The 20,570-nt window shown below is 51.5% G+C and carries 20 protein-coding genes; 13 read left to right on the top strand and 7 right to left on the bottom strand.

What is annotated here, in order from left to right:
* Window positions 1–112: 112 nt before the first annotated feature.
* From frr to alaS, 4 genes are read left to right on the top strand one after another with little or no spacing between them, the layout of a single operon-like run.
* Entirely contained in the window at window positions 113–667 is a 555-nt protein-coding gene (gene frr, locus TSP01S_RS09380) for a ribosome recycling factor (protein ID WP_041078015.1), read from the top strand.
* A complete protein-coding gene (uppS, locus tag TSP01S_RS09385) occupies window positions 664–1,341 on the top strand; it encodes a polyprenyl diphosphate synthase (RefSeq protein WP_082021696.1) in 678 nt (225 codons plus the stop codon). The genes frr and uppS overlap by 4 nt, the downstream gene beginning before the upstream one ends.
* On the top strand, window positions 1,338–2,156 hold the full coding sequence (locus TSP01S_RS09390; RefSeq protein WP_041078017.1) for a phosphatidate cytidylyltransferase: 819 nt from the start codon (window positions 1,338–1,340) through the stop codon (window positions 2,154–2,156). Before uppS ends, TSP01S_RS09390 begins: the two co-directional genes overlap by 4 nt.
* Before the next feature lie 11 nt (window positions 2,157–2,167).
* Complete coding sequence (gene alaS / locus TSP01S_RS09395) at window positions 2,168–4,774, top strand: alanine--tRNA ligase (protein ID WP_041078019.1); 2,607 nt, start codon at window positions 2,168–2,170, stop codon at window positions 4,772–4,774.
* Between the two features lie 32 nt (window positions 4,775–4,806).
* On the opposite strand, the gene TSP01S_RS09400 is transcribed toward alaS, so the two are convergent.
* The 6 genes from TSP01S_RS09400 to TSP01S_RS09425 form a co-directional block, all read right to left on the bottom strand.
* Window positions 4,807–5,862, bottom strand: coding sequence for an ABC transporter permease subunit (locus TSP01S_RS09400; protein WP_041078021.1), 1,056 nt, complete (start codon window positions 5,860–5,862; stop codon window positions 4,807–4,809).
* A gap of 4 nt (window positions 5,863–5,866) precedes the next feature.
* Window positions 5,867–6,904: an ABC transporter permease subunit gene (locus TSP01S_RS09405; RefSeq protein ID WP_041078023.1), complete on the bottom strand. Its 1,038-nt coding sequence runs from the start codon at window positions 6,902–6,904 to the stop codon at window positions 5,867–5,869.
* On the bottom strand, window positions 6,897–8,489 hold the full coding sequence (locus tag TSP01S_RS09410) for a sugar ABC transporter ATP-binding protein (RefSeq protein WP_041078024.1): 1,593 nt from the start codon (window positions 8,487–8,489) through the stop codon (window positions 6,897–6,899). Before TSP01S_RS09410 ends, TSP01S_RS09405 begins: the two co-directional genes overlap by 8 nt.
* A 69-nt stretch (window positions 8,490–8,558) precedes the next feature.
* Window positions 8,559–9,674, bottom strand: a complete 1,116-nt coding sequence (locus TSP01S_RS09415; RefSeq protein WP_041078026.1) for a DUF3798 domain-containing protein — start codon at window positions 9,672–9,674, stop codon at window positions 8,559–8,561.
* Between the two features lie 50 nt (window positions 9,675–9,724).
* Entirely contained in the window at window positions 9,725–10,060 is a 336-nt protein-coding gene (locus TSP01S_RS09420; RefSeq protein WP_041078028.1) for a hypothetical protein, read from the bottom strand.
* Window positions 10,060–11,364, bottom strand: a complete 1,305-nt coding sequence (locus TSP01S_RS09425; protein WP_231848563.1) for a DUF1576 domain-containing protein — start codon at window positions 11,362–11,364, stop codon at window positions 10,060–10,062. Before TSP01S_RS09425 ends, TSP01S_RS09420 begins: the two co-directional genes overlap by 1 nt.
* Before the next feature lie 171 nt (window positions 11,365–11,535).
* On the opposite strand from TSP01S_RS09425, the gene TSP01S_RS09430 reads away from it, so the two are divergent.
* Genes TSP01S_RS09430 through TSP01S_RS09470 form a run of 9 tightly spaced genes read left to right on the top strand, consistent with a single transcriptional unit; the run spans window position 11,536 to window position 19,790 of the window.
* Window positions 11,536–11,862, top strand: coding sequence for a hypothetical protein (locus TSP01S_RS09430; protein ID WP_041078030.1), 327 nt, complete (start codon window positions 11,536–11,538; stop codon window positions 11,860–11,862).
* Window positions 11,863–11,872: 10 nt separating this feature from the next.
* A complete protein-coding gene (locus TSP01S_RS09435) occupies window positions 11,873–13,822 on the top strand; it encodes a V-type ATP synthase subunit I (RefSeq protein ID WP_041078032.1) in 1,950 nt (649 codons plus the stop codon).
* On the top strand, window positions 13,819–14,313 hold the full coding sequence (locus TSP01S_RS09440; RefSeq protein WP_269450329.1) for a V-type ATP synthase subunit K: 495 nt from the start codon (window positions 13,819–13,821) through the stop codon (window positions 14,311–14,313). Before TSP01S_RS09435 ends, TSP01S_RS09440 begins: the two co-directional genes overlap by 4 nt.
* Window positions 14,313–14,879, top strand: coding sequence for a V-type ATP synthase subunit E family protein (locus tag TSP01S_RS09445; RefSeq protein ID WP_041078036.1), 567 nt, complete (start codon window positions 14,313–14,315; stop codon window positions 14,877–14,879). Before TSP01S_RS09440 ends, TSP01S_RS09445 begins: the two co-directional genes overlap by 1 nt.
* Window positions 14,879–15,745, top strand: a complete 867-nt coding sequence (locus TSP01S_RS09450) for a V-type ATPase subunit (protein WP_041078039.1) — start codon at window positions 14,879–14,881, stop codon at window positions 15,743–15,745. Before TSP01S_RS09445 ends, TSP01S_RS09450 begins: the two co-directional genes overlap by 1 nt.
* Window positions 15,738–16,058, top strand: coding sequence for a V-type ATP synthase subunit F (locus TSP01S_RS09455; protein WP_041078041.1), 321 nt, complete (start codon window positions 15,738–15,740; stop codon window positions 16,056–16,058). The genes TSP01S_RS09450 and TSP01S_RS09455 overlap by 8 nt, the downstream gene beginning before the upstream one ends.
* Entirely contained in the window at window positions 16,048–17,817 is a 1,770-nt protein-coding gene (locus TSP01S_RS09460) for a V-type ATP synthase subunit A (RefSeq protein ID WP_041078043.1), read from the top strand. The genes TSP01S_RS09455 and TSP01S_RS09460 overlap by 11 nt, the downstream gene beginning before the upstream one ends.
* A complete protein-coding gene (locus TSP01S_RS09465; protein WP_041078044.1) occupies window positions 17,810–19,183 on the top strand; it encodes a V-type ATP synthase subunit B in 1,374 nt (457 codons plus the stop codon). Before TSP01S_RS09460 ends, TSP01S_RS09465 begins: the two co-directional genes overlap by 8 nt.
* Window positions 19,184–19,187: 4 nt before the next feature.
* Window positions 19,188–19,790 carry a V-type ATP synthase subunit D gene (locus TSP01S_RS09470; protein ID WP_041078045.1) on the top strand — a complete coding sequence of 201 codons (603 nt, stop codon included), beginning with the start codon at window positions 19,188–19,190 and terminating at the stop codon, window positions 19,788–19,790.
* A 46-nt stretch (window positions 19,791–19,836) separates the two neighbouring features.
* Here TSP01S_RS09470 and TSP01S_RS09475 read toward each other — a convergent pair whose 3' ends face one another.
* Window positions 19,837–20,547, bottom strand: a complete 711-nt coding sequence (locus TSP01S_RS09475; protein WP_231848564.1) for a radical SAM protein — start codon at window positions 20,545–20,547, stop codon at window positions 19,837–19,839.
* Between the last annotated feature and the right edge of the window lie 23 nt (window positions 20,548–20,570).

Raw genomic sequence — 20,570 nt, forward strand, 5'->3', positions numbered from 1 at the left:
AATGAACGGCACACCCTTACTCAACTCCGCCAACCTTCATCGTTTCCATCAAAACAGACTTTCCCTATGGTATAATCCTGCAAGGAATGACAGACTGCGAGGAGGGGAACGTATGCGCCATCCCATTGTGAAGAGCGCCGAGGAACGTATGAACAAATCGATTGAAAAGATTTCTGAGGAGCTGAAAAAGATAAGAACCGGTCGTGCGAATCCTGCCATCCTCGAAGAGATCAAAATCGACTATTACGGTGCCCCTACCCCGATAAACCAGCTCGCAACGGTGAAGGTTGAAGAAAGATCGTTGATCATACAGCCCTGGGACAAGTCCATCCTCTCTTCCATTGAAAAAGCCATCTTCGCTTCTGACATAGGCTTGACACCCATGAACGACGGAAACGTCATAAGACTCGTGTTTCCAACACCTACCACGGAGCAGAGACAAAAGTGGGTCAAGAAGGCAAAAGAAGTCGCTGAGCAAGGAAAGATAGCCATCAGAAACATCAGGAGGGACGTTTTGAAAGAACTAAAGCAGATGGAAGAAGACGGAAAGATCTCCGAGGACGACGCTAAGAGGCTCGAGAAAGAGATACAGGATCTGACTGACAAGAAGATAGAGGAGATAGACAAACTGTTCGAGAAGAAAGAGAAGGAGATCATGGAAGTGTGAAACCTGTACACGTGGCCATCATAATGGATGGAAACGGGAGATGGGCCCAGAAGAGGGGTCTGCCCAGGGTCGAAGGTCATCGCAGGGGTGCTTTGAAAGCCGAGAGGGTCGTTGAATGGGCCGCAGAACTCGGTATAAAATACGTCACTTTCTACGCCTTCTCGACCGAGAACTGGAAACGGCCGAAGGAGGAAGTTGAGTACCTTTTCTCCTTGCTCGTGACGCTGCTCAGAAAGAAGCTCAAAAAGATGCTCGAGCAGGGTGTCAGGCTGAGATTCGCCGGTGCCATCGACGAACTCCCAGACCCTGTTGCGAAGTTCTGCCATGAATGCGAAGAAAAGACGAAGCAGAACGACAGAATCCACGCCATCCTGGCGCTGAATTACGGTGGCCGTCGCGAGATCGTCGATGCGATCAATAAAGCCATTCAAAACGGTGTGACACGCGTAGATGAGGATCGTTTCAGAAACTGGCTTTATCTCCCGGATGTACCTGATCCGGACCTCGTGATAAGAACGTCCGGCGAGATGAGGATCAGCAACTTCCTGCTGTGGCAGATCGCTTACAGCGAACTGTACTTCACCAAGGTTCTGTGGCCCGATTTCACCAAACAGGAGTTTTTGAAAGCCATAGAAGACTACGAGAAACGTCAGAGGAGGTTCGGAGGTCTGTGACCACAGAGACCAAAACACGGCTCGTAACGGCTTCGATCGTGGCACCTTTCGTGGTTGCGTGTTTCATCAGCTACAAGAGTCTGATAGGTCTGGTCGCGGCGGTAGTTCTGCTCGCCTCTTACGAGCTTCTCAACATGGCGGTTCAGGGGCAGAACGAAAGAGGCTTCGTGAAGTACGCGGTCGCAATATGCGTGGGCTTCGTAGTTGCCTACGGTGTCATGGAAGCGAGAAACGGTCTGTTACTTCTGAGTCTGGCTTTCATTTTGACGAACGTCATCGCAGTTCTGACGCAGAAGAACGTCGAAAATGTTTGGCCTGTCGTCGTTGCGACGGGCCTCGCCTTGGTCTACGTGGCGGGCTGTCTGTCGTTTTTCTTCCCGATGTACCTCGAATTCGGTGCGGCAAACGCGTTGCTCAATTTGACCGCAGTGTGGCTGTACGACACGGGTGCGTACTTCGTTGGCATGAGATGGGGGAAAACCAAGATCTCGAAAAAGTTCAGCCCAAACAAGAGCTTGGAGGGTGTGATCGGCGGTTTTCTCAGCAGTCTGGCTTTTTCTTTCGTATACAAGCTCGTCTTCGATTTCATCTTCAAAGCCGAAGTGATGCCTTTCGGCTCGCTTGTGATCTTGTCTGCGATCATAGCGATTCTCGACACGTTTGGAGATCTTTTCGAGTCCGCGTTGAAGCGCTACTTCAAAGTCAAAGATTCTGGCACCGTGTTACCAGGGCACGGCGGGATGCTGGACAGAATAGACGGGTTGCTTTTCGTCACACCAGTAACTTATTATCTATTATCAATCGGGGTTCTGTGAGGTGAAAGGGCTTGAACAGCGATGAAATAAGATCGAGCTTCCTGAGTTTTTTTGAATCGAAAGGCCACAAAGTTTTGCCCAGCGCGTCGCTCATACCGGACGATCCTCAGCTTCTCTTCACCGTTGCGGGAATGGTCCCGTTCAAACCCATATTCTGGGGTAAAGTGGAACCAGTCTACAGACGTGTCGCCACGTGCCAGAAGTGCCTCAGGACAAACGATATTGAGAATGTCGGTCGAACGCCGAGGCACCACACGTTCTTCGAGATGCTTGGAAACTTTTCCTTCGGCGACTATTTCAAGAAAGAAGCCATACTGTGGGCATGGGAGTACGTGACTCAGGTGCTCAAACTCAAAGAAGAAAGGTTGTGGGTAACGATCTACAAAGACGACGATGAAGCCTTCAGAATCTGGCACGATGTCGTTGGAGTACCGGAAAAGAAGATCGTACGCATGGGCAGAGACACCAACTTCTGGGGGCCTGCAGGACCCACGGGACCGTGTGGTCCGTGCTCGGAGATCCATTACGATCTGGGCATCGTGGAAGACTGCCCCGAAGGTGAAGAATGCACGCCCGCGAACAGCGATAAGAGGTTTCTGGAGATATGGAACTTAGTGTTCACCGAGTACTACCAGGACGAGAAAGGCGAACTGCACCCGCTACCGAGGAAGAACATCGATACGGGTGCGGGACTCGAGCGGATCGCTGCGGTCGTTCAGGGCGTGTCGAGCAACTTCGAAACCGATCTGTTCAGACCCATCATTCGGAGAGAAGAGGAACTGTTCGGTGTGAAGTACGGAGAGAGCGAGGAGAAAAATGTTTCTCTGCGCGTCATAGCTGACCACGCCAGAGCGGTAACTTTTTTGATTGCAGACGGTGTCTTTCCATCGAACGAAGAAAGAGGATACGTTCTCAGGAGAATCCTGCGCAGGGCGGTGAGACATGGAGTTCTGCTCGGTGCCAGCAAACCTTTCCTGTACGAAGTCTGTGACGCCGTGATCGATAAGATGGGAAAGATCTATCCGGAGATCGAAAGGAAAAGGCATCTCATCAGGGACGTAACGAGGGCAGAAGAAGAAAGGTTCTTCAAAACGATCTCTCAGGGACTGGAGATGCTCGGTGAGATCGTAAGGAATGCGGAAGGGATCATCGACGGAGAAAGTCTCTTCAAGCTGTACGACACCTACGGTTTCCCACCGGACATAGTGATCGACGTGGCGAAAGAGAAGGGATTGAAAGTGGATCTTGAAGGATTCGAAAGACTCATGGAACAGCAGAGAGAGCGATCGAGAATCGGCAGGTCTGACGTCGAGTACGCAAAGACTGTGAAGGATTACGAAGAACTGGCGAAGGTTCAAAAGGTCTCTTTCGTCGGTTACAACACGCTCACGCACGAATCCAAGGTCTTGATGCTCCGAAAAGAAGAGAAAGTGGAATCGGCTTCTTCGGGTGAAAAAGTCGAAATCGTGGTGGAAGAAACGCCCTTCTACGCCGAAAGAGGTGGACAGGTAAGCGATACTGGTTGGATCGAATGGACAGATGGAAAGGCTTCCGTCGAGCACGTGTTCATACCAACTGAGGGCATCATCGTGCACGTTGCAAATATAGAGAAAGGAATACTGAGAGTTGGAGACAGGGTGAAGTTGATGGTCGACGAAGAACGCAGAAGATCGACCGCGCGCAACCACACGGCGACACACCTGCTGCATGCGGCACTCAGAAAAGTTCTCGGCGAGCACGTGAGACAGTTCGGTTCCCTCGTCGCGCCGGACAGACTCAGATTCGACTTCACCCACTACGAAGCACTGAACGAAGAGCAGATCAGGAAGATAGAAGAAATGGTGAACAGGGTGATCTTCGAAGCGATCCCCGTGATCATGGAAGAAAAGAGCTACAAAGAAGCGATCGAGGAGGGTGCCATAGCACTGTTCGACGAGAAGTACGGTGACGTGGTCAGAGTCGTCAAGGTACCGAATTTCAGCGAGGAGCTGTGCGGTGGAACGCACGTTTCCAACACCGGGAACATAGGTATGTTCAAGATCGTTTCGGAAACGGCAGTATCTGCAGGTGTTCGCAGAATAGAAGCTGTGACCGGTTTCAACGCTCTCGAACACATCAGGAAGGTTGAAGACACACTGAGTCGGGCAGCGACGTTGCTCGGGACGTCTCTTTACGAAGTTCCTGAAAGGTTGAAGAACCTGCTCGAAAAGAACTCACAGATGGAAAAGGAAATCGAACAACTGAAGATGAAAATGCTCTCGATACAGGTTAAGCAAATCCCCTTCGAGCATTTGAAAGGCTTCAACTTCAAAGCCATCACACTGGAAAACGTCGATCCTTCAACGCTCAGAAATCTCTCGGATGTTGCGATCGCATCTCAGGAAAGATCTATCGTAGTGGTTTTCTCCGTTCAGCAAGAGAAAGTGAACCTCATCGTCAGGGTGACGAAAGACATCGCGAACAAGATAAACGCCAGCGAGCTGGCACGGATCGCGGCGAACTTGCTCGGTGGCGGTGGCGGTGGAAGGGCGGATTTCGCTCAGGCGGGAGGAAAAGATCCGGCAAAGATAAACGAAGTGGTGGAGCAGCTGAAACGATTCATCCTTCAAAGAGCGTGAAAAAAGAGGGGCTGGACGGCCCCTCTTCTTTTTCACATGAGGATCTTTTTGGTTCTCCAGCCATGCATGGCCAGAGCGAACGCGATGACCGCGTAGGCGAGGAACTCTCTGAAGAACTCTCCCACCTGTGGCTGGCCGAAAAGTCTGTTTCCCGCGCTGGGTGCCACGACGAACAGAGTGTGGAACAGCACCACGCCCAGTATCGCGTTCCATATGGTCGCTTTTCTCGTGGTGGCACCTCCAACGAGCAGGGCGGCTATGGAGAACAAACCGATCTGCTCGTGGCTGTTGTAAGTGTTGATCGTGCCTATGTCCTGAAGGTAGATCACCTGACCGATCCCGGCGAGCACTGTCGACATGATAACCGCTATGATGCGCACCTTGTTGACGTTTATGCCAGCAACTTCAGCGATGTGCATGTCCTGACCCACAGCCCTTATGTCCTGACCGAGTTTCGTTTTGAACAGGAAAGTTATGAACAGGCACAGGACAGCCACTATCAACAGCGGCAGAACGAAGACGTTCACCATCCCTATTCGGATCGTCCAGACCCTGTTCAGAGCCGAGGCAACGGTCCCGTACAGATCGACCGTGTTCCTCAAACCGACACCTTCAGGCAACAAGAACTGCTTCGTTCTGAATGGTATCAGCGATCCTATGAAGAACAGGAAAATGAGCTGGTAGATACCGTTGGCGAAGAAACCGAGGATCATGGAAGTTATCATTTCCCTTCCCTTGGCGCGGTTCAGTGTCAGACCTGCGAGCCATCCTAAAACTATCGAAATCGCGCTCGCCATCAGGCACGCTATCAAAATTCCGAGCAGGCCCTTTATCTTCCAGTCCACAACGAAGAAGAGCGCCGCCTGAGCCGCCATCGCCCCGAGAACGATCCCGAAGTTCAGCCCCAAACCGCCGATGATGGGAATTATCAGAGACAGCACGAGGAACGTGTTCCTGCTCAGCCTTCTCACTATCTCGCTGATGAGGAAGATCGGGGGAATCTTCGCTATCAAGACGGCCGAAACACACAGTATCGAGAAGGCGATCGGCACAGCGTAAGAGATCAGGAATTTTTTCAACTTCTCCATCCCGTCACGCCTCCCTTGGGGCTCGCGTGAGTGCGTACAGTATCATTCCGTTGCTGACGATGAGCCTCATGACTTCGGTGATGTCACCACGGGTAACCTGACTGAGGACGGGCAGAGCTATCGTCAAAAGGGTCTGGAAGACTGCCGTACCGACGACGACGTTACGAATATTCGCCCTCCTTATGGAGGCACCACCGATGAGTATCGAAGCGACCGCGGGGAACGTCATGAACAAAGGTGCTTGATACAGCTGGAGAAAACCGTAACTCTGCGCGTAAACGATGATACCGACACCGGCGAGAACGTTCGACATCACCACCGCCACGAGTCTGGCTCTGCTCGGATTCACACCCGAGCTGATCGCGTAACGTTCGTTCTGACCCACCAGGTCTATGGCGAGGCCCATCCTGGTTTTGAAAAAGAGATGAACCAGAAAGCAGGCGCCCGCGAAAAATAGAAGCAAACCTGTCGGAAACTCAAACCCACCGATCTTGAACTTCAAAAAGTTGTTCAGCACGTGCCCGAAGTATTTATCCAGCGTCAAGGTGTATCGCAGTCCTTTACCACCTATCGCCCAAATCATGTCGGGGTTTTTGAAAGGAAGCATCAGCCACATGATGGACATGAACGCGACGATGGAATAACCCATGTACGTTCCGACCATCATTTCCTGCCCTCTAACCCTTTCGAGCAACCAGCCGTAACCCAATCCGATCCCGATGCAGATCAGGACGGCGAACAAGATCGCCACCCAGAAGCCGACAAACCCTGTCAAGCCCAGCTGCATGCTTATCAAAGCTCCGAGAAGCCCACCGATGATACCCACGGGTAAGCCGAAGTTTGGACCCGTGCCAACCCTGATCGTTGGTACCATTGCGAGCACGAGGACACCGTTCATACCGATGCGTCTTATCGAGTCGCTCAGGAGAGATGGTATCGAAACGTTTGTGAACGCCGCGAGTACGAACAGGGCTATGAGGAACAGGAAGATGATCAGCGTCGGCACATCGATCCTCTTGAGCCATCCAAAGACTTTATCCATGCTGCAACACCTCCTGGAGCTCTCCAGCCATCGCGAGACCGAACTCCGCATCGCTCGCCTTTGGAGAAAGGATCGCAGAAAGCTTTCCTTCCGCCACTATGGCGATCCTGTCGCAGATGGCCCTCAGTTCGGCAAGTTCGCTGGATGTCATCACGATCGTTATACCGTGTTCCCTGTTCAACTTCACCAGATAATCGAGCACGAGCTTTTTCGCCCCGACGTCGATACCTCTGGTCGGTTCAGACACGAAAAAGATCTTTGGATTCAGCGTGAACGCCCTCGCGAGACAAACCTTTTGCTGGTTGCCACCGCTCAACCTTCTGACTATCTGAGCGGGAGATTTGCAACGTATGTCGAGCTTCTTAATCATCTCCAGTGCGTGTTTTCTGATCTGCTTGCGATCGTAAACGGTCAGGAAGAGAAATCTTTTGGTGAACTTTCCGAACACCTGTATGGCCGTGGCCACGATGTTCATCTCCACCGATTCGTCAAGCAACAGTCCGACACCCCTTCTGTCCTCCGAAAGATAGACAACACCCTGGTTCAAGGCATAAGATGGATCGTTCAGTTTGAACGGTTTACCCTCGAGGTAGACTTCCCCTTCGGCAGGGTACATACCCGCGATGCCGTTCGCCACACCGAGCTTTCCGTGTCCCGCAAGACCACCTATACCGAGTATTTCCCCACGTCTTATGTCTATGCTGAAATCTTTCACCTCTTCTCCAGGCATACGAACTTTCAAATTCCTTATGGACATGATGATGTCGTCATCTGAAGGCTCTTTACTGCGAGGGGGAAGGGTCACATCTTCCAGCTTTCTACCAACCATTTTTTCGGCGATCTCGGAGAGTGTGAAGGATGAGGCGGGTTTACTGTCCACAACCACTCCGTCTCTGAGTATGGTGATCCTGTCCGAGACCTTCAGCACCTCGCTCAGTCTGTGCGAGATGAAGAGAATAGCAACGCCCTTCGACGCTAAGTATCGAATCACATCGAGGAGTTTCTCCGCTTCGGCTTCGGACAGGACCGCCGTCGGTTCGTCGAGAACGAGTATCTTCAGGTTCTTCTTGTCTATCTCCCTCGCGATCTCTATGAACTGTTTGTGCGCGACAGGTAAACCTGCAACCACCGCGAGCTCGTCGATAGACATACCTATGGTGCTTATCGCTTCCTTCGCTTCTTTCCTCATCGCTGGAAAGTCCAGAGTTTCCATGGGCTTACCGAACACCCTGCTCAGCAAGTTGCTCTTGGTTATCTCCCTGTTGAGCTTTATGTTTTCCATAACGGTGAAGCCTGGTATGAGCATGAACTCCTGATGGACCATGCCTATGCCGTGTTCCATGGCTTTCCTCGGACTGTCGATCTGCACTCGCTCACCGTTGATGAATATCTCTCCCTCGAAACCTCCAGTGGAATGAATGACCGGCATTCCGAAGAGGATGTTCATCAACGTGCTCTTCCCGGCGCCGTTTTCACCGACTAGGCCGTGTACTTCTCCGGGAGCGACGCTTATGCTCACGTTCTTGAGCACCTGATTACCGTAGAAGGATTTGTTTATGTTGCGCATTTCGAGAGCGTACTGCATGGACCATCCTCCCTGTAAAAAAGATGTCGGCGCGAGGCCGACATCTTATAGGTTACAATCCCATAAAGTTCAGAACTTGGTGACTCCGAAAATGACAGAGTCCATGGTGATCATGTAGTAGTTACCAGCGTTCGGATACTTCTTGATGGTCTTGATGCCGTATCCGGAAATCTTCTGGGAAATCACCCTGTCGAGCACAGCTTTGATCGCGTTCGTATCGTCAGCCTTTATCTTCTTCTGAACTAGCTCGATGGCTATCTCGACACCAGCTTCGGTGAACACCATGTTCACAGGAACCGGCCAGGTTGCGAACCTTCCAGCTCCACCTTTCTCCACGATCTTGTCGTTGATAGCCTTGAGTATGTAGTTGTAATCTCCTTTCTTGTCTGCAGGTATTTCGATTCCCAGAGCTCCAGGATAACCGTGCGTCGGTGATGGACAGCACTGTTCAGGATAGATTCCACCGTGCTGCAGGATGGCCTTGATCAAAGGTTCCTGCATTCCGCAGTTCGTCGAGAAGAACGCGGTGTCAGGACCGTACTTGGCAACCTGTCTCGGAACGTCCTCGAGGATGAACTGCTGTGCGCCAGTCAAACCCTGCTCACCGAGTGGGTCGGGTGCGGAAACGAAGATGAATTCCATGCCGAGTTCTTTACAACGCTGCTCCATGATGTTCCTTCTTTCTGCCAGCAGTTTGTAGCTCATGTGCCGTGGGAAGGAGTAGTGTATCAGTCTCTTTGCTCCCATTTTGTATGCGAGATCCACGATGGTGATTCCACGGCCGGGGGTATCTGTTTCGAGCACCACGTCAGCAGCCGAGCCGACGATCTCGGGATCTTCGTGTGGTACACCGACAACGAAGATCATGTCTGGCCTGAACTCTTTCACCCTCCTGATCGCCGCGACTGTTCCAGGCACACCCTGGCAGATCACGATGGCCTTAACTTTTGGATCGTAAGCGAGTTCGACGATTCTCGCGATCGTGGTTTCCTGTTCCTGCATGAACTTGTCTGGATACGTTACGTGGATGACCTCGCTTCCGTATTTTCTGACGACGTTCTCTGCTCCACGGTACTCGTCCTCACCCTGTGAAACAGTGCCAGTCACGAGACCGATCTTGAAACCGAGCGCTGCAAAGCTCAAAAGTGCCATCATCAGGACTGCAACCACGAGAAACTTTCTCATATCCAGGAACACCCCCTCGAAGAGTTTTGACCTATGATCATTCTATCATATCATCTCACTCGCAGTGAAATAATCAGTTCCTTCTTCTCCCCGTCGTAGTTCAGTTCAACGGCCTCCAACAACATGGCGACGATCGCCAGATCTTCTTCCGAACCGTACTCACCGACCAGTGGAAGATAGTAATAACCCACTTCCTGTGGCTCAACATTCAGATAATTTCTGAGCAGGCCCAGTTCGTCAGCGTTCAGAAAGACCTTCGCATCGATTCTGACCTCGTACTTTTCCCTTTTCACGATAGAGACGTTCACGCTCTCTGCGGACTTATCGAGCAGATACTTGATGATCTGCGCACATATCCTTGTAACGATCTCTCTATCCTTTCTCATCACAGGTCCTCCCTCTTATGGATCGCTTTGATGATTGGAATCAACACGATGGCAACCAGACCGCCGGCGAAGCCGTTGTTGTAGAGATTGAAACCCGCGTGCAAGAAGCCCACGTTGTTCACCATCGCACTGTGAAGGAAGCCCGCCACGATACCCCAGACGATTCCGAATTCTCCAGCAATCGGCGAAACGGTCGTACCGAACAGAGCGGCCAGAACGTTGTTTGGGCTTCCCAGCTCGTAACAGTTCGAAACGCTCGCTATCGTCACACCAGCGATAACGGGCAACACATTTCTCAGATGCTTCCCGAACGCTGCAAAACCAGCCACGGTCATTATTCCACCCATCGTGGGCCCGTTGAGCTGACTCTTTGTCGCCAGAACGTACACGATCGAGATCACTCCAAGAAGCCCCATGTTGATGAGCGTCACCGGTACGCCTTCGAGAATGACGAAATCCGTGAGCAACCTTCCTGAGTGCCTGAACAGCTTTTTATAACCCCGCCAGCTCTTTCCATTCAGCAGCCAGCCGGAGAACGTCACGAACGAGAACAGAATCAACAGAAAGATCGAAAAGATGAAATTGTTTCCCTCGCTCCAAACCTTTTGAACGGGAATTTGAACACCGTAGGCCCTCAGAAACGCGGCCGCCACGGTACCAACCAAACCGCAGGTGAAACCCACGTTGTATAGGTTGTAACCTTTGTGCAGCGTGAGAAAATAACTTGCGAGAGAAGGGAGGAAAAAGCCAACGAAGATTCCAACGAGGTAGGAAACCACGAATCTCATCAAATTACTCAGCGGGACCGTGAACGCTATAAAAGAAACCAGCGGAGAAATCGCTGTACCAAAGTAAGCAACGTAGATGTACCTCTGAATGGATTCTTTTCGATAGAGAGAGTAAAGGACCACGCCTATGACTATCGGCCACACGTTGAATATGTTCTTTCCAAAGAGCGCAAAACCACCCACGGTTAAAACTGAAGCGTAAGAAAGCCCCGTTATGGGCATTCTCAAAAGCTTCAAAAAATAAGAGAACAGGAGCATGAGAAGGCCCGAATTGAAAAACGCCGGAGCTATACCTCCCACCTCTACGTAATCTGTGAGTAAATAATCGGGAGTAACGATGATCCTGAGTAAACCCTTGAGAAATTCCACAGGATGCCAGAGCGCGCCCGCAAACAGTGCGAACACCACGAAGGACCAGCCGAAGAAGTAGAGTGATAAAAGCTTGAACGATTCTTGGTCCGATTGAAACAGCCTTTGGAGAAATGTAGGAATCGACAGTGGACATTTTCGTTTCACCCTTTCACCTCCCAATCCCTTCACTCGAATATAGCGTATAATGTGTTCGAAAGGCAAGTACAACTTACCGTTTCGCTCGGATGTTTCTGTAACCTTTTCTTAAAGGCTAACTCAAAAACAGAACGGTTAAAATTTATCTGTGTAGAAACTGCCGCCAGGTGGAGGAATGTTATGGCACAGGAAAAGGTGAAGGACGTACTAAGACTCATCAAAGACAAGGAAGAAGAAGTGCAGAACGAAATTGCTCGCGCCGAGGCCAGTATGAAGAAGAACCTTCAAGAGCGCCTGGAGGAACTGCGCCTCCAGATCGAGCGAGAAAAGAAGGCCTTTGAAGACTGGCTGCAGCAGAGGAGAAAGGAAAGTACAGTGCAGATACAACAGAAGAGACAGCAGCTCCATGAAGAGAATCAAAAGCTGTTGGAGTCTCACCGGAAGAAGTTGCTGGCCAATCTCGACAAGGCTGTGCAGTTCGCTCTGAAAATGCTCACGGAAGAGTGAGTGAAAGAGCATGGCGATACTGAGGGTTGAGCGCTTCTGGCTCATCGTTCCGAAGGAGGAAGAATCCAAGCTTCTCGAAGTTTTCAAAGCTTTCCCCCGGATACACTGGGAAAAGACGTCGAAGATCGAATCACAATCATCCAGGTACAGTTCCCAGCTGAGCAAGATAGAGGAAACGTTCAAAATCGCACTCGAACTCTTCCCCAACAAGAAGAACCTGCTGGAAAGCTTCTTCGCCGGCAGGGAAGAGATCGATGAAAAACAATTCCAGCAACTGCTCGAAGAAATCAGCTGGAAAAAGCTCTACAGGACCGCCAAATGGGCCGAAAAAGCCCTGGAGAATCTCAAAAGGCGAAAGGAACGGTTAGAACAACTCACCCTCGACATAAAGTTCTGGGATAAGCTCGATTGTGCTCTTGATTTTCCGAGAAGTTTTGAGCGGTACGAGCTCTTCTCAGGAATCATCTCAAAGAGGAACTTCGATCAGTTCCTGCAGCAAGCCGGCCAACTGCTGGAAGAAAGCTGGATCTGGTCGGTCCAGGAAAAGAAGGACGTCAAATGTGTTCTGCTGGTGAGAAAAGAAAATGCTGATAAAATCGAGAAAACACTTCAGAAACTCGAATTCACGCCCAAGAAGATACCCTACCTCAAGTCCACTCCGCTTGAGTCTATCCAGCGACTCAACAGAATCCTCGAAAACGTTGAGAAGGCAAAAGAACGTATCCTGAAGAGGGCTTCCATACTCAACGAAAAACTCAGGAACCTACAGGCCTGGCACGATTACTTCCTTTCCAAATCACTCGAGGAAAGGACGGCAGACTTCCGCTACGATACTGTGTATTTCACAGCCTACACAGGTTGGATCCCAACCATAGACAAACAGGAGTTCGTGAGCCTGCTCGAAAGGACCGTTTCTCAGTACGGTTTTGAAAGTCGTGAGCCGCTGGAAGACGAAGATCCGCCAGTCATACTCCACAATCCTCCTTTCATAAAGCGTTTCGAGTTCTTGACGAAACTGTACGGTATGCCCAAGTACAACGGTGTGGATCCAACACCTTACGTGGCCCCGTTCTATCTGATATTCTTCGGCATATGCCTGGGAGACGTGGGTTACGGTCTGCTCCAGCTGGCCCTCGTGAGCTGGATCAAGAAGGCCTTCAAACCCGAACGCGGTGCGAAAGAACTGCTCGATCTTTTGCAGGTTCTGAGTATTCCTTCCATCCTGGTTGGAATCCTCACCTGGAGCTTCTTCGGCAGCCAGCCGTTCCTCGGTCCAGACGGCAAGTTCTTGGGTATCTTTCCACTGGTCAATCCCACGGGAGAACTCATGAAGGCGCTGGCAATCGCGCTGTTCATAGGAGTCATTTCGCAGATGTACGCGCTCGTGCTCAGGATGGTCAGTGGGTTCAGGACGAAAGACTACAAAACGGCCATCTACGACGGCCTGTTGTGGCTTTTGTTCTTCGCTTCCCTGCTCGGCTACTTTGGCCTGCAGTTACTCACGGGAAAGCAATACAGAATTTTCCTCTACGTTCTGCTGGCGTCTGCTCTCGGTCTGATCCTCACTCAGGGTCGGGACAAAAAGAACATCCTGTCCCGCATCGTGGTCGGCGTCATAAGCCTCTACGGCATCGTTGGAGCCTACGGGATCTCGTCCTTCGTCGGTGATGTGCTGTCCTACTCGAGGTTGTTCGCGTTGAACCTGGTTGGTAGTGTGTTCGGTTCCGTCATAACGCAGCTGGCACAGATGGTGAAAGGTCTTCCTGTGCTCGGCTGGATCCTGTTCGCCCTCATATGGGTCGGAGGACAACTTCTGAACTACGTTCTCAGCGCGCTGTCGGCGTTCGTTCACTCGACGAGGTTGCAGTTCCTCGAGATGTTCGGTAAGTTCTACAGTGCTGGAGGCAAGGCGTTCACGCCTTACGCCTACGAAGGTAAATACTTCAAGGTCAGGAAATAGAAGAGGAGGTAGATAAGATGCTCGGACTGTCCATCGCTCTGATTGGTGCTGCACTCGGTGCCGCGTTCGGTGCGATCGGCTCTGCCAAGGGTGTCGGGATGGCCGGAGAAGCGGCCGCGGGAGTGCTGGCAGAAAAACCGGAACTTTTCGGAACGGTGCTCATACTGCAGGCTCTCCCTGGCACTCAGGGTTTCTACGGTTTCATAGGTGCGTTTTTGATCCTGCTGCGCCTGGGTATACTCGGCGGGAACTTTCCAGAACTGACGATCGCCCAGGGTTTGACAGTTTTCGCGGTGAGTATCCCGCTGATCTTCGGTCTGTTCGTCAGTGCCATCTGGCAGGGTAAGGCGAGTGTGGCAGCACTCCAGATGATCGCTCAAAGGCCGCAGACGACCGGACAGGCCATCATAATACCCGCTCTGGTCGAAACGTACGCGATCCTGTCTTTGATAACCTCCATAATCTTGTTGTTCTTTGGAGTGAAACTGTGATGTCTCTCCAGAGAATACTCGAGAGACTCGAACGTGAGAAGGCAGAAAGAGTAAAGCAAATACAGGAAGAATACGAGAAGAAGTTCCAGGAGCTTGCGAAAATTGAAAAAGATAGATTCAACGCCTGGAAAGAGGAGCAGACGAAAATACTGGAACAGACCATCGCCGCCGAGGAGTACGCAGTTCTTTCGAAAGAAAGGTTGTGGTTCAAGAACGAACTCACGAAGATAGAGAACGAAGCCGTGGAAGAGGTGAAGCAGAAACTGATCGAGGCCGTTTCCAAACTTCCAGCCGATGTGTACACGAGCATATGGGAGAAGCTCGTGGAAAGAGAGGGCCTATCCGGTGCAAAGATCGTCCTTGCCAAGAACGAGTTGAAGCTGGACCTCGAGCGACTCAGCCACAAGTACAAGCTCTCGATAGCCGACGAGAAGATAGATGCCAAGGGTGGTTTTGTGGCGGAAAAAGGTCAGTTCGTGATAGACCTGACGCTGGACACACTCATCAACGAGCTCGTCGAGAACAATCTTTCAGAGATCGCAAAAATCCTGCGCGGTGAGGCGTGATGTACGAAAAATACCTGTTCTCTTCGACAAACCTGAAGGCAAAGTCGACCAAGTTCATCGACAAGAACCAATGGCAATGGTTGGCGGACGCGAGCTATGAAGACTGCGTTGACTGGTTGAAGACCAGCTGGTACAAACCAATCGTGGACCAGCAAGCCGAGACGGCCTTCTACGAGGTGCTGCTGGACGAGCTCAGATTCCTGTCAAAAAACCTTGAGGAAATCTATCTGAAACTGCTCCTGTGGGACAGCTGGTTCCATTCTCTGCGTTACAAGAAAGAAGGCGTGAAAGATCCACTCGTAGAATTCGCGGAGGAAATGCGATGGGAGTTTGAAAAAGAGCTTCTCAAAACGCTCGAGCAAATTTGGTCTTCGAAAAGTGCTTCGACGGAACTCAAGATGGATACTTTGAACCTGAAAGTTTCCTTCGATTTCGAAAGGTCTGTAGAGAGCGAAAACATCAGATCGTTCTGGAGATTGAGAAACCAGCTTCTGCTTTTGAAGATGCTTTTCAGATGCAAAACTCTCGATCTATCGTGCGCGGAACTCGGCGGGTTTGAGTGGTTCAAAACTAAAGATCTGCTCGAGAGAGACATCGAAGATTGGACCAATCTGGTTCCAGCGCAGTTGAGAGATCCTTTGCAAAGAATGATAGAGAAAAAGGACGTCGATGTCGTTATCAAAGCTGAACTCTTCCGCTTCATCCAGAGATCTTTCAAAACCATCGTGAGCGGTCCTGAAATACTGGTTTACTATTTCTACCACAAGCTCTGGGAAATGGAAGATCTTCTGAGCCTGCTCGAGTGCAAGAAGAACAACATACCCAAACAAATCTGGCAGGAAAGGATGCTGAAACTGAATGTCTGAAGGAAGAATCGCCATCATAGGTCCAGAAAAACTGGTGGGCATCTTCTCAATGTTCGGCGTGGAAACACACCCCGTTTCCGATGCGAAGGAAGCTTACGATGTGTTCGTCAAAGTTCAGAACCAGTATTCTTTGATCGTCGTGCTCGAAAGTGTCGCAGACAAAATCCTGCAGGACGTGAAGGAGAATCCACCACTCGTGTTACCGGACACCTTCAGTCACGAGAAAAAGAGCGAGAAAGCCTTGAGAAAGCTCTTCGAAAAGATCCTTGGAGTGGATCTCTTAGCCGAAGGAGAGGGATACTATGGAAGGTAGGATCATCCGGGTCGCCGGTCCTCTCGTGGTTGCCAGAGGTCTTCAGAACGTCAAGATGTACGAAATGGTCAGGGTTGGAGAGCTGAAACTGTTCGGCGAAATCATAGGTCTGGACAGGGACATCGCGTACATACAGGTTTACGAAGAAACGCAGGGTGTTGGACCCGGTGAACCGGTGTTCCCGCTCGGCGAACCGCTCAGCGTCGAGCTCGGACCGGGCATCGTTGGGCAGATATACGATGGAATTCAAAGGCCTTTGAACAAGCTCGCTGAACAAGCTGGAGACTTTCTCAGCAGGGGCCTCTCACTCCCAGCTCTGGATAGAACGATCAAGTGGGACTTCGAAGCCTGGGCCAAGCCGGGCGACGAGGTTGTCGGGGGAGACGTGCTCGGAGTCGTTCAGGAGACTTCCGCGCTTCAACACAAGATCCTGGTTCCACCGAATCTGCGGGGAAAGATCCTTGAGATAAAGAGTGGTTCATACACGGTCGAAGAACCGATAGGCATCCTGCTCGATCCGGAGGGGAAGAAGGTCGAGCTGAAACTCATGCACAAATGGCCCGTCAGGTACCAGAGGCCTGTCAGAGAGAAGATCCCGCCAAGGATTCCACTCGTGACCGGTCAAAGGGTTCTGGACACCTTCTTCCCGGTCGTCAAAGGTGGTACCGCGTGCGTTCCCGGCCCGTTTGGAAGTGGAAAGACGATCATACAGCACCAGCTCGCCAAGTGGGCCGACGCCGACGTGATCGTCTACGTGGGATGCGGAGAACGTGGGAACGAGATGACGGAAGTTCTCATAGAGTTCCCGGAGCTGACCGATCCGAGGACCGGTAAACCTCTGATGGAAAGAACCATACTCATCGCGAACACTTCGAACATGCCTGTGGCTGCGAGAGAAGCATCCGTGTTCACGGGCATAACGATAGCAGAGTATTTCAGGGACATGGGTTACCACGTGGCGCTCATGGCCGATTCGACGTCCAGATGGGCGGAGGCCATGAGAGAAATCTCTGGTCGACTCGCGGAGATGCCGGGCGAAGAAGGTTATCCAGCCTATCTGGCGTCGAGGATCGCGAGCTTCTACGAACGTGCGGGCTACGTGAAGTGCATCGGCAGTGACGAGAGAATCGGTTCCGTGAGTATCATAGGTGCTGTGTCGCCTCCAGGTGGAGATTTGTCCGATCCGGTGGTTCAGGCGACGCTCAGGGTCGTGAAGGTGTTCTGGGGCCTGGACGCCAGTCTGGCGTTCAGCAGACACTTCCCCGCGGTCAACTGGCTCATAAGCTATTCGCTGTATCTCGACGTCGTCAAGGATCACTGGTCGGCTTATGTAGCCGAAGATTGGTACGAACTGAGACAGCAAGCTATGAGCATCCTGCAGAGAGAGGCCGAGTTACAGGACATCGTCAGGCTCGTCGGTATGGAAGCACTCTCACCGCAGGACAGGCTGGTGCTCGAAACGGCTCGCTCGATCAGGGAAGATTTTCTGCACCAGAACGCGCTGCACGAAGTCGACACTTACACCTCTCCGAGAAAGCAGTACCTCATGCTCAAGAACATAATGAACTTCTACAGGATAGCATCAAAACTGCTGGACGAAGGTGTACCGTTGCAGAGCATTCTCAAACTGCCCGAGCGTGAAAAGATCGCAAGGATGAAGTTCGTCAGCGAGAGCAGAATCTCGGAGATAGAAAACCTCATCAAAGAAGTTGAAGAAAAGCTTCTGTCTCTGAAGAAGGGGGCTGAAGAAGTTGCCTAAGGAATACACGACCGTTTCAAGGATCAGTGGCCCTCTCATGCTCGTTGAAGGTGTTGAAGGTGCGAAGTACGGTGAAGTGGTTGAGGTGAAACTCGCTAACGGCGAGATAAGGCAGGGACAGGTACTCGAAGCGCACGAGAACGCGGCGCTCGTTCAGATGTTCACGAGCACGCAGGACCTCTCGTTGAAAGGTATGCGCGTGAAGTTCCTCGGAAGGGTGCTCGAAGCGAACCTGTCTCCTGCGATACTGGGTAGGACCTTCGATGGCCTCGGAAGACCAAGGGACGGTGGACCACAGGTCGTACCAGAAAAGAGACTTGACATAAACGGAAGCCCGATAAATCCCTACGCACGCGCGTATCCATCCGAGTTCATCCAGACTGGAATCTCTGCCATAGACGGTATGAACACGCTGGTGAGGGGCCAGAAGCTGCCGATCTTCTCCGGCGCCGGCCTGCCCCACGCGGCACTCGCGGCACAGATCGCGAGACAGGCAAGACTGCTCAAGGAAGAGGAAAAGTTCGCCGTCGTTTTCGGCGCGATGGGTATCACCTTCGAAGAAGCGAACTTCTTCATAGAGGATTTCAAGAGAACCGGTGCCATAGAGAGAACCGTTTTGTTCATCAACCTCGCGAACGATCCGGTCATCGAAAGGATCGCCACACCGAGGTTCGCACTCACTGCGGCCGAGTATCTGGCGTTCGAACTGGACATGCACGTGCTCGTCATACTCACGGACATGACCAACTACGCTGAGGCGCTCAGAGAGGTATCCGCTGCAAGGAAAGAGGTGCCCGGCAGGCGTGGTTATCCTGGTTATCTCTACACCGACCTGGCGACGCTCTACGAGAGGGCGGGAAGGATCAAAGGCAGGAAAGGTTCCATAACCCTCATACCCATACTGACCATGCCCGAGGACGACAGAACGCACCCCATCCCGGACCTGACAGGCTACATAACGGAAGGTCAGATCTTCCTCAGCCGCGATCTGCACAGGAGGGGTATATATCCTCCCATCGACGTGTTGCAGTCCCTCTCGAGGCTCATGCGCGGTGGAATAGGAGAAGGTAGAACCAGGAAGGACCACGGAGATCTTTCGAACCAGCTCTACGCGGCTTACTCGAGGGGTCTGGAAGCGAAGGAACTCGCCGTCGTTCTCGGTGAAGCGGCACTGACGGAAGAGGACATTCTGTTCCTGAAGTTCTCCCAGCGATTCGAAGAGGAGTTCATCAAACAGGGAGAGTACGAGAACAGGAGCATATTCGAAACACTCGAGATAGGTTGGAGACTCCTGAGGATGTTGCCGAGATCGAGCCTGAAACGCATCAGACCGGAGTTCATCGAAGAGTTCCTCGGAAAGGAGTAATAGGATGCCTCTGAGGGTCAATCCAAACAGGATGGAACTCCTCAGACTGAGGAAGCGGCTCGTTCTTGCGCGCCGAGGTCACAAACTGCTCGAGGACAAGCTCGAAGGCTTGATACAGAGATTCCTGCAGGAATCGAAGGATTACAGAGCGTTCAGAGACGAAGTGGAAGCTCAGTTTCTGAGCTTCCTCGCCCTGGGAACTTATGCGAGAACGAGGATCAGGGAAGATTCCTGGCATCTGATTTCAGAAACTTCGAACGGCAGAACCACTCTCAGAGAACGCGTTGAGAAGAGGATGAACATTCCCGTCAACGTGCTGTCCGTGGAAGAAATTTCCTTACCAGTTTACAGCCTCGTCGAAACACCGACGGTGCTGGACGAGCTGGTGAAAAGGTGGAGAGAACTGCTCGAGAAAATCGTGGAACTTGCCAACAAAGAACGCTACCTGATCGCTTTGGCGATGGAGATCGAAAGAACCAAAAGGAGGGTCAACGCGCTCGAGTACAAACTCATACCGCAGCTCGAAGAGACGATCAAATTCATCAGCTCGAAACTCGAAGAACTCGAGAGGAGCAACTTCTTCAGATTGCTGAGATTGAAGGAATGATCGCTCTGAATTGAACCGGATCGAGATGGCCCCCGGGCCATCTTTTTTATTGTTGAACGCTGAAACCCCTCTTCTTCAGATTTTCGACGACGAACGGATAGGCGTTCAGATACTCCACCTCGATCCTGCACCTGACAGGCAGCATTTTCTTTAGCCTCTCGATGCCCTCTTCTTTGAAGATTTCGTACATGACCGCCACCCAGTACCTCACTTTGCCATCCAGACGGCGCAGAGCCTCGAGCTGGTATTCGAAAAACCTTCCATCCGCTCCGGTGACCTTTTCGAAACTCTCCTCATCCCAGCCCTTCACGTTCACACGGACGAGCACGTTCAGATCTTTGAGACGGTCCACCAAACCAGGTTCATAACCGAGCATGATACCGTTGGTTTCAAGAATGAACGTGCCTCCAACCAGATCGATCAGCTTTGCAACGTGCACGGTGGATTCTTCTCCAAGTATAGGTTCTGCACCACTGATACGAAAAAGCTTGCACTTGTTTCGTTTTGCGATAGACAAAAGCTTTTCCGCAGCTTGCTCTGGATCGTAGAATTCAGTCGCCTCAGGATGTTCATTCCTTCTATAATTCCAGCAATACGCACACAGCAAGTTGCATCCCACAGCATCCGCAGTGACGATGCCATTGTAGTGGAGAGAGTAACGAAAACGATAATAACTCCTCGCGCCGTTCTTCATGACGATCCTTTCCACCATCTTCGATCTCTCGACAGGATCGAAACCCACGAGACGTCGCCCCAAGAAATTGTATCCTGTGGTTCACG

The organism is Thermotoga caldifontis AZM44c09 (genome assembly GCF_000828655.1).
Lineage (GTDB): Bacteria > Thermotogota > Thermotogae > Thermotogales > DSM-5069 > Pseudothermotoga_A > Pseudothermotoga_A caldifontis.

Excerpts from the sequence above, each read along its gene's own strand:
- TSP01S_RS09460 (WP_041078043.1), top strand. The coding sequence starts at position 16,048 with ATGGAAGGTAGGATCATCCGGGTCGCCGGTCCTCTCGTGGTTGCCAGA.
- TSP01S_RS09405 (WP_041078023.1), bottom strand. The coding sequence starts at position 6,904 with ATGGATAAAGTCTTTGGATGGCTCAAGAGGATCGATGTGCCGACGCTG.
- TSP01S_RS09450 (WP_041078039.1), top strand. The coding sequence starts at position 14,879 with ATGTACGAAAAATACCTGTTCTCTTCGACAAACCTGAAGGCAAAGTCG.
- TSP01S_RS09455 (WP_041078041.1), top strand. The coding sequence starts at position 15,738 with ATGTCTGAAGGAAGAATCGCCATCATAGGTCCAGAAAAACTGGTGGGC.
- TSP01S_RS09435 (WP_041078032.1), top strand. The coding sequence starts at position 11,873 with ATGGCGATACTGAGGGTTGAGCGCTTCTGGCTCATCGTTCCGAAGGAG.
- TSP01S_RS09420 (WP_041078028.1), bottom strand. The coding sequence starts at position 10,060 with ATGAGAAAGGATAGAGAGATCGTTACAAGGATATGTGCGCAGATCATC.
- frr (WP_041078015.1), top strand. The coding sequence starts at position 113 with ATGCGCCATCCCATTGTGAAGAGCGCCGAGGAACGTATGAACAAATCG.
- TSP01S_RS09470 (WP_041078045.1), top strand. The coding sequence starts at position 19,188 with ATGCCTCTGAGGGTCAATCCAAACAGGATGGAACTCCTCAGACTGAGG.
- TSP01S_RS09410 (WP_041078024.1), bottom strand. The coding sequence starts at position 8,489 with ATGCAGTACGCTCTCGAAATGCGCAACATAAACAAATCCTTCTACGGT.
- TSP01S_RS09430 (WP_041078030.1), top strand. The coding sequence starts at position 11,536 with ATGGCACAGGAAAAGGTGAAGGACGTACTAAGACTCATCAAAGACAAG.
- TSP01S_RS09415 (WP_041078026.1), bottom strand. The coding sequence starts at position 9,674 with ATGAGAAAGTTTCTCGTGGTTGCAGTCCTGATGATGGCACTTTTGAGC.
- TSP01S_RS09445 (WP_041078036.1), top strand. The coding sequence starts at position 14,313 with ATGTCTCTCCAGAGAATACTCGAGAGACTCGAACGTGAGAAGGCAGAA.
- TSP01S_RS09400 (WP_041078021.1), bottom strand. The coding sequence starts at position 5,862 with ATGGAGAAGTTGAAAAAATTCCTGATCTCTTACGCTGTGCCGATCGCC.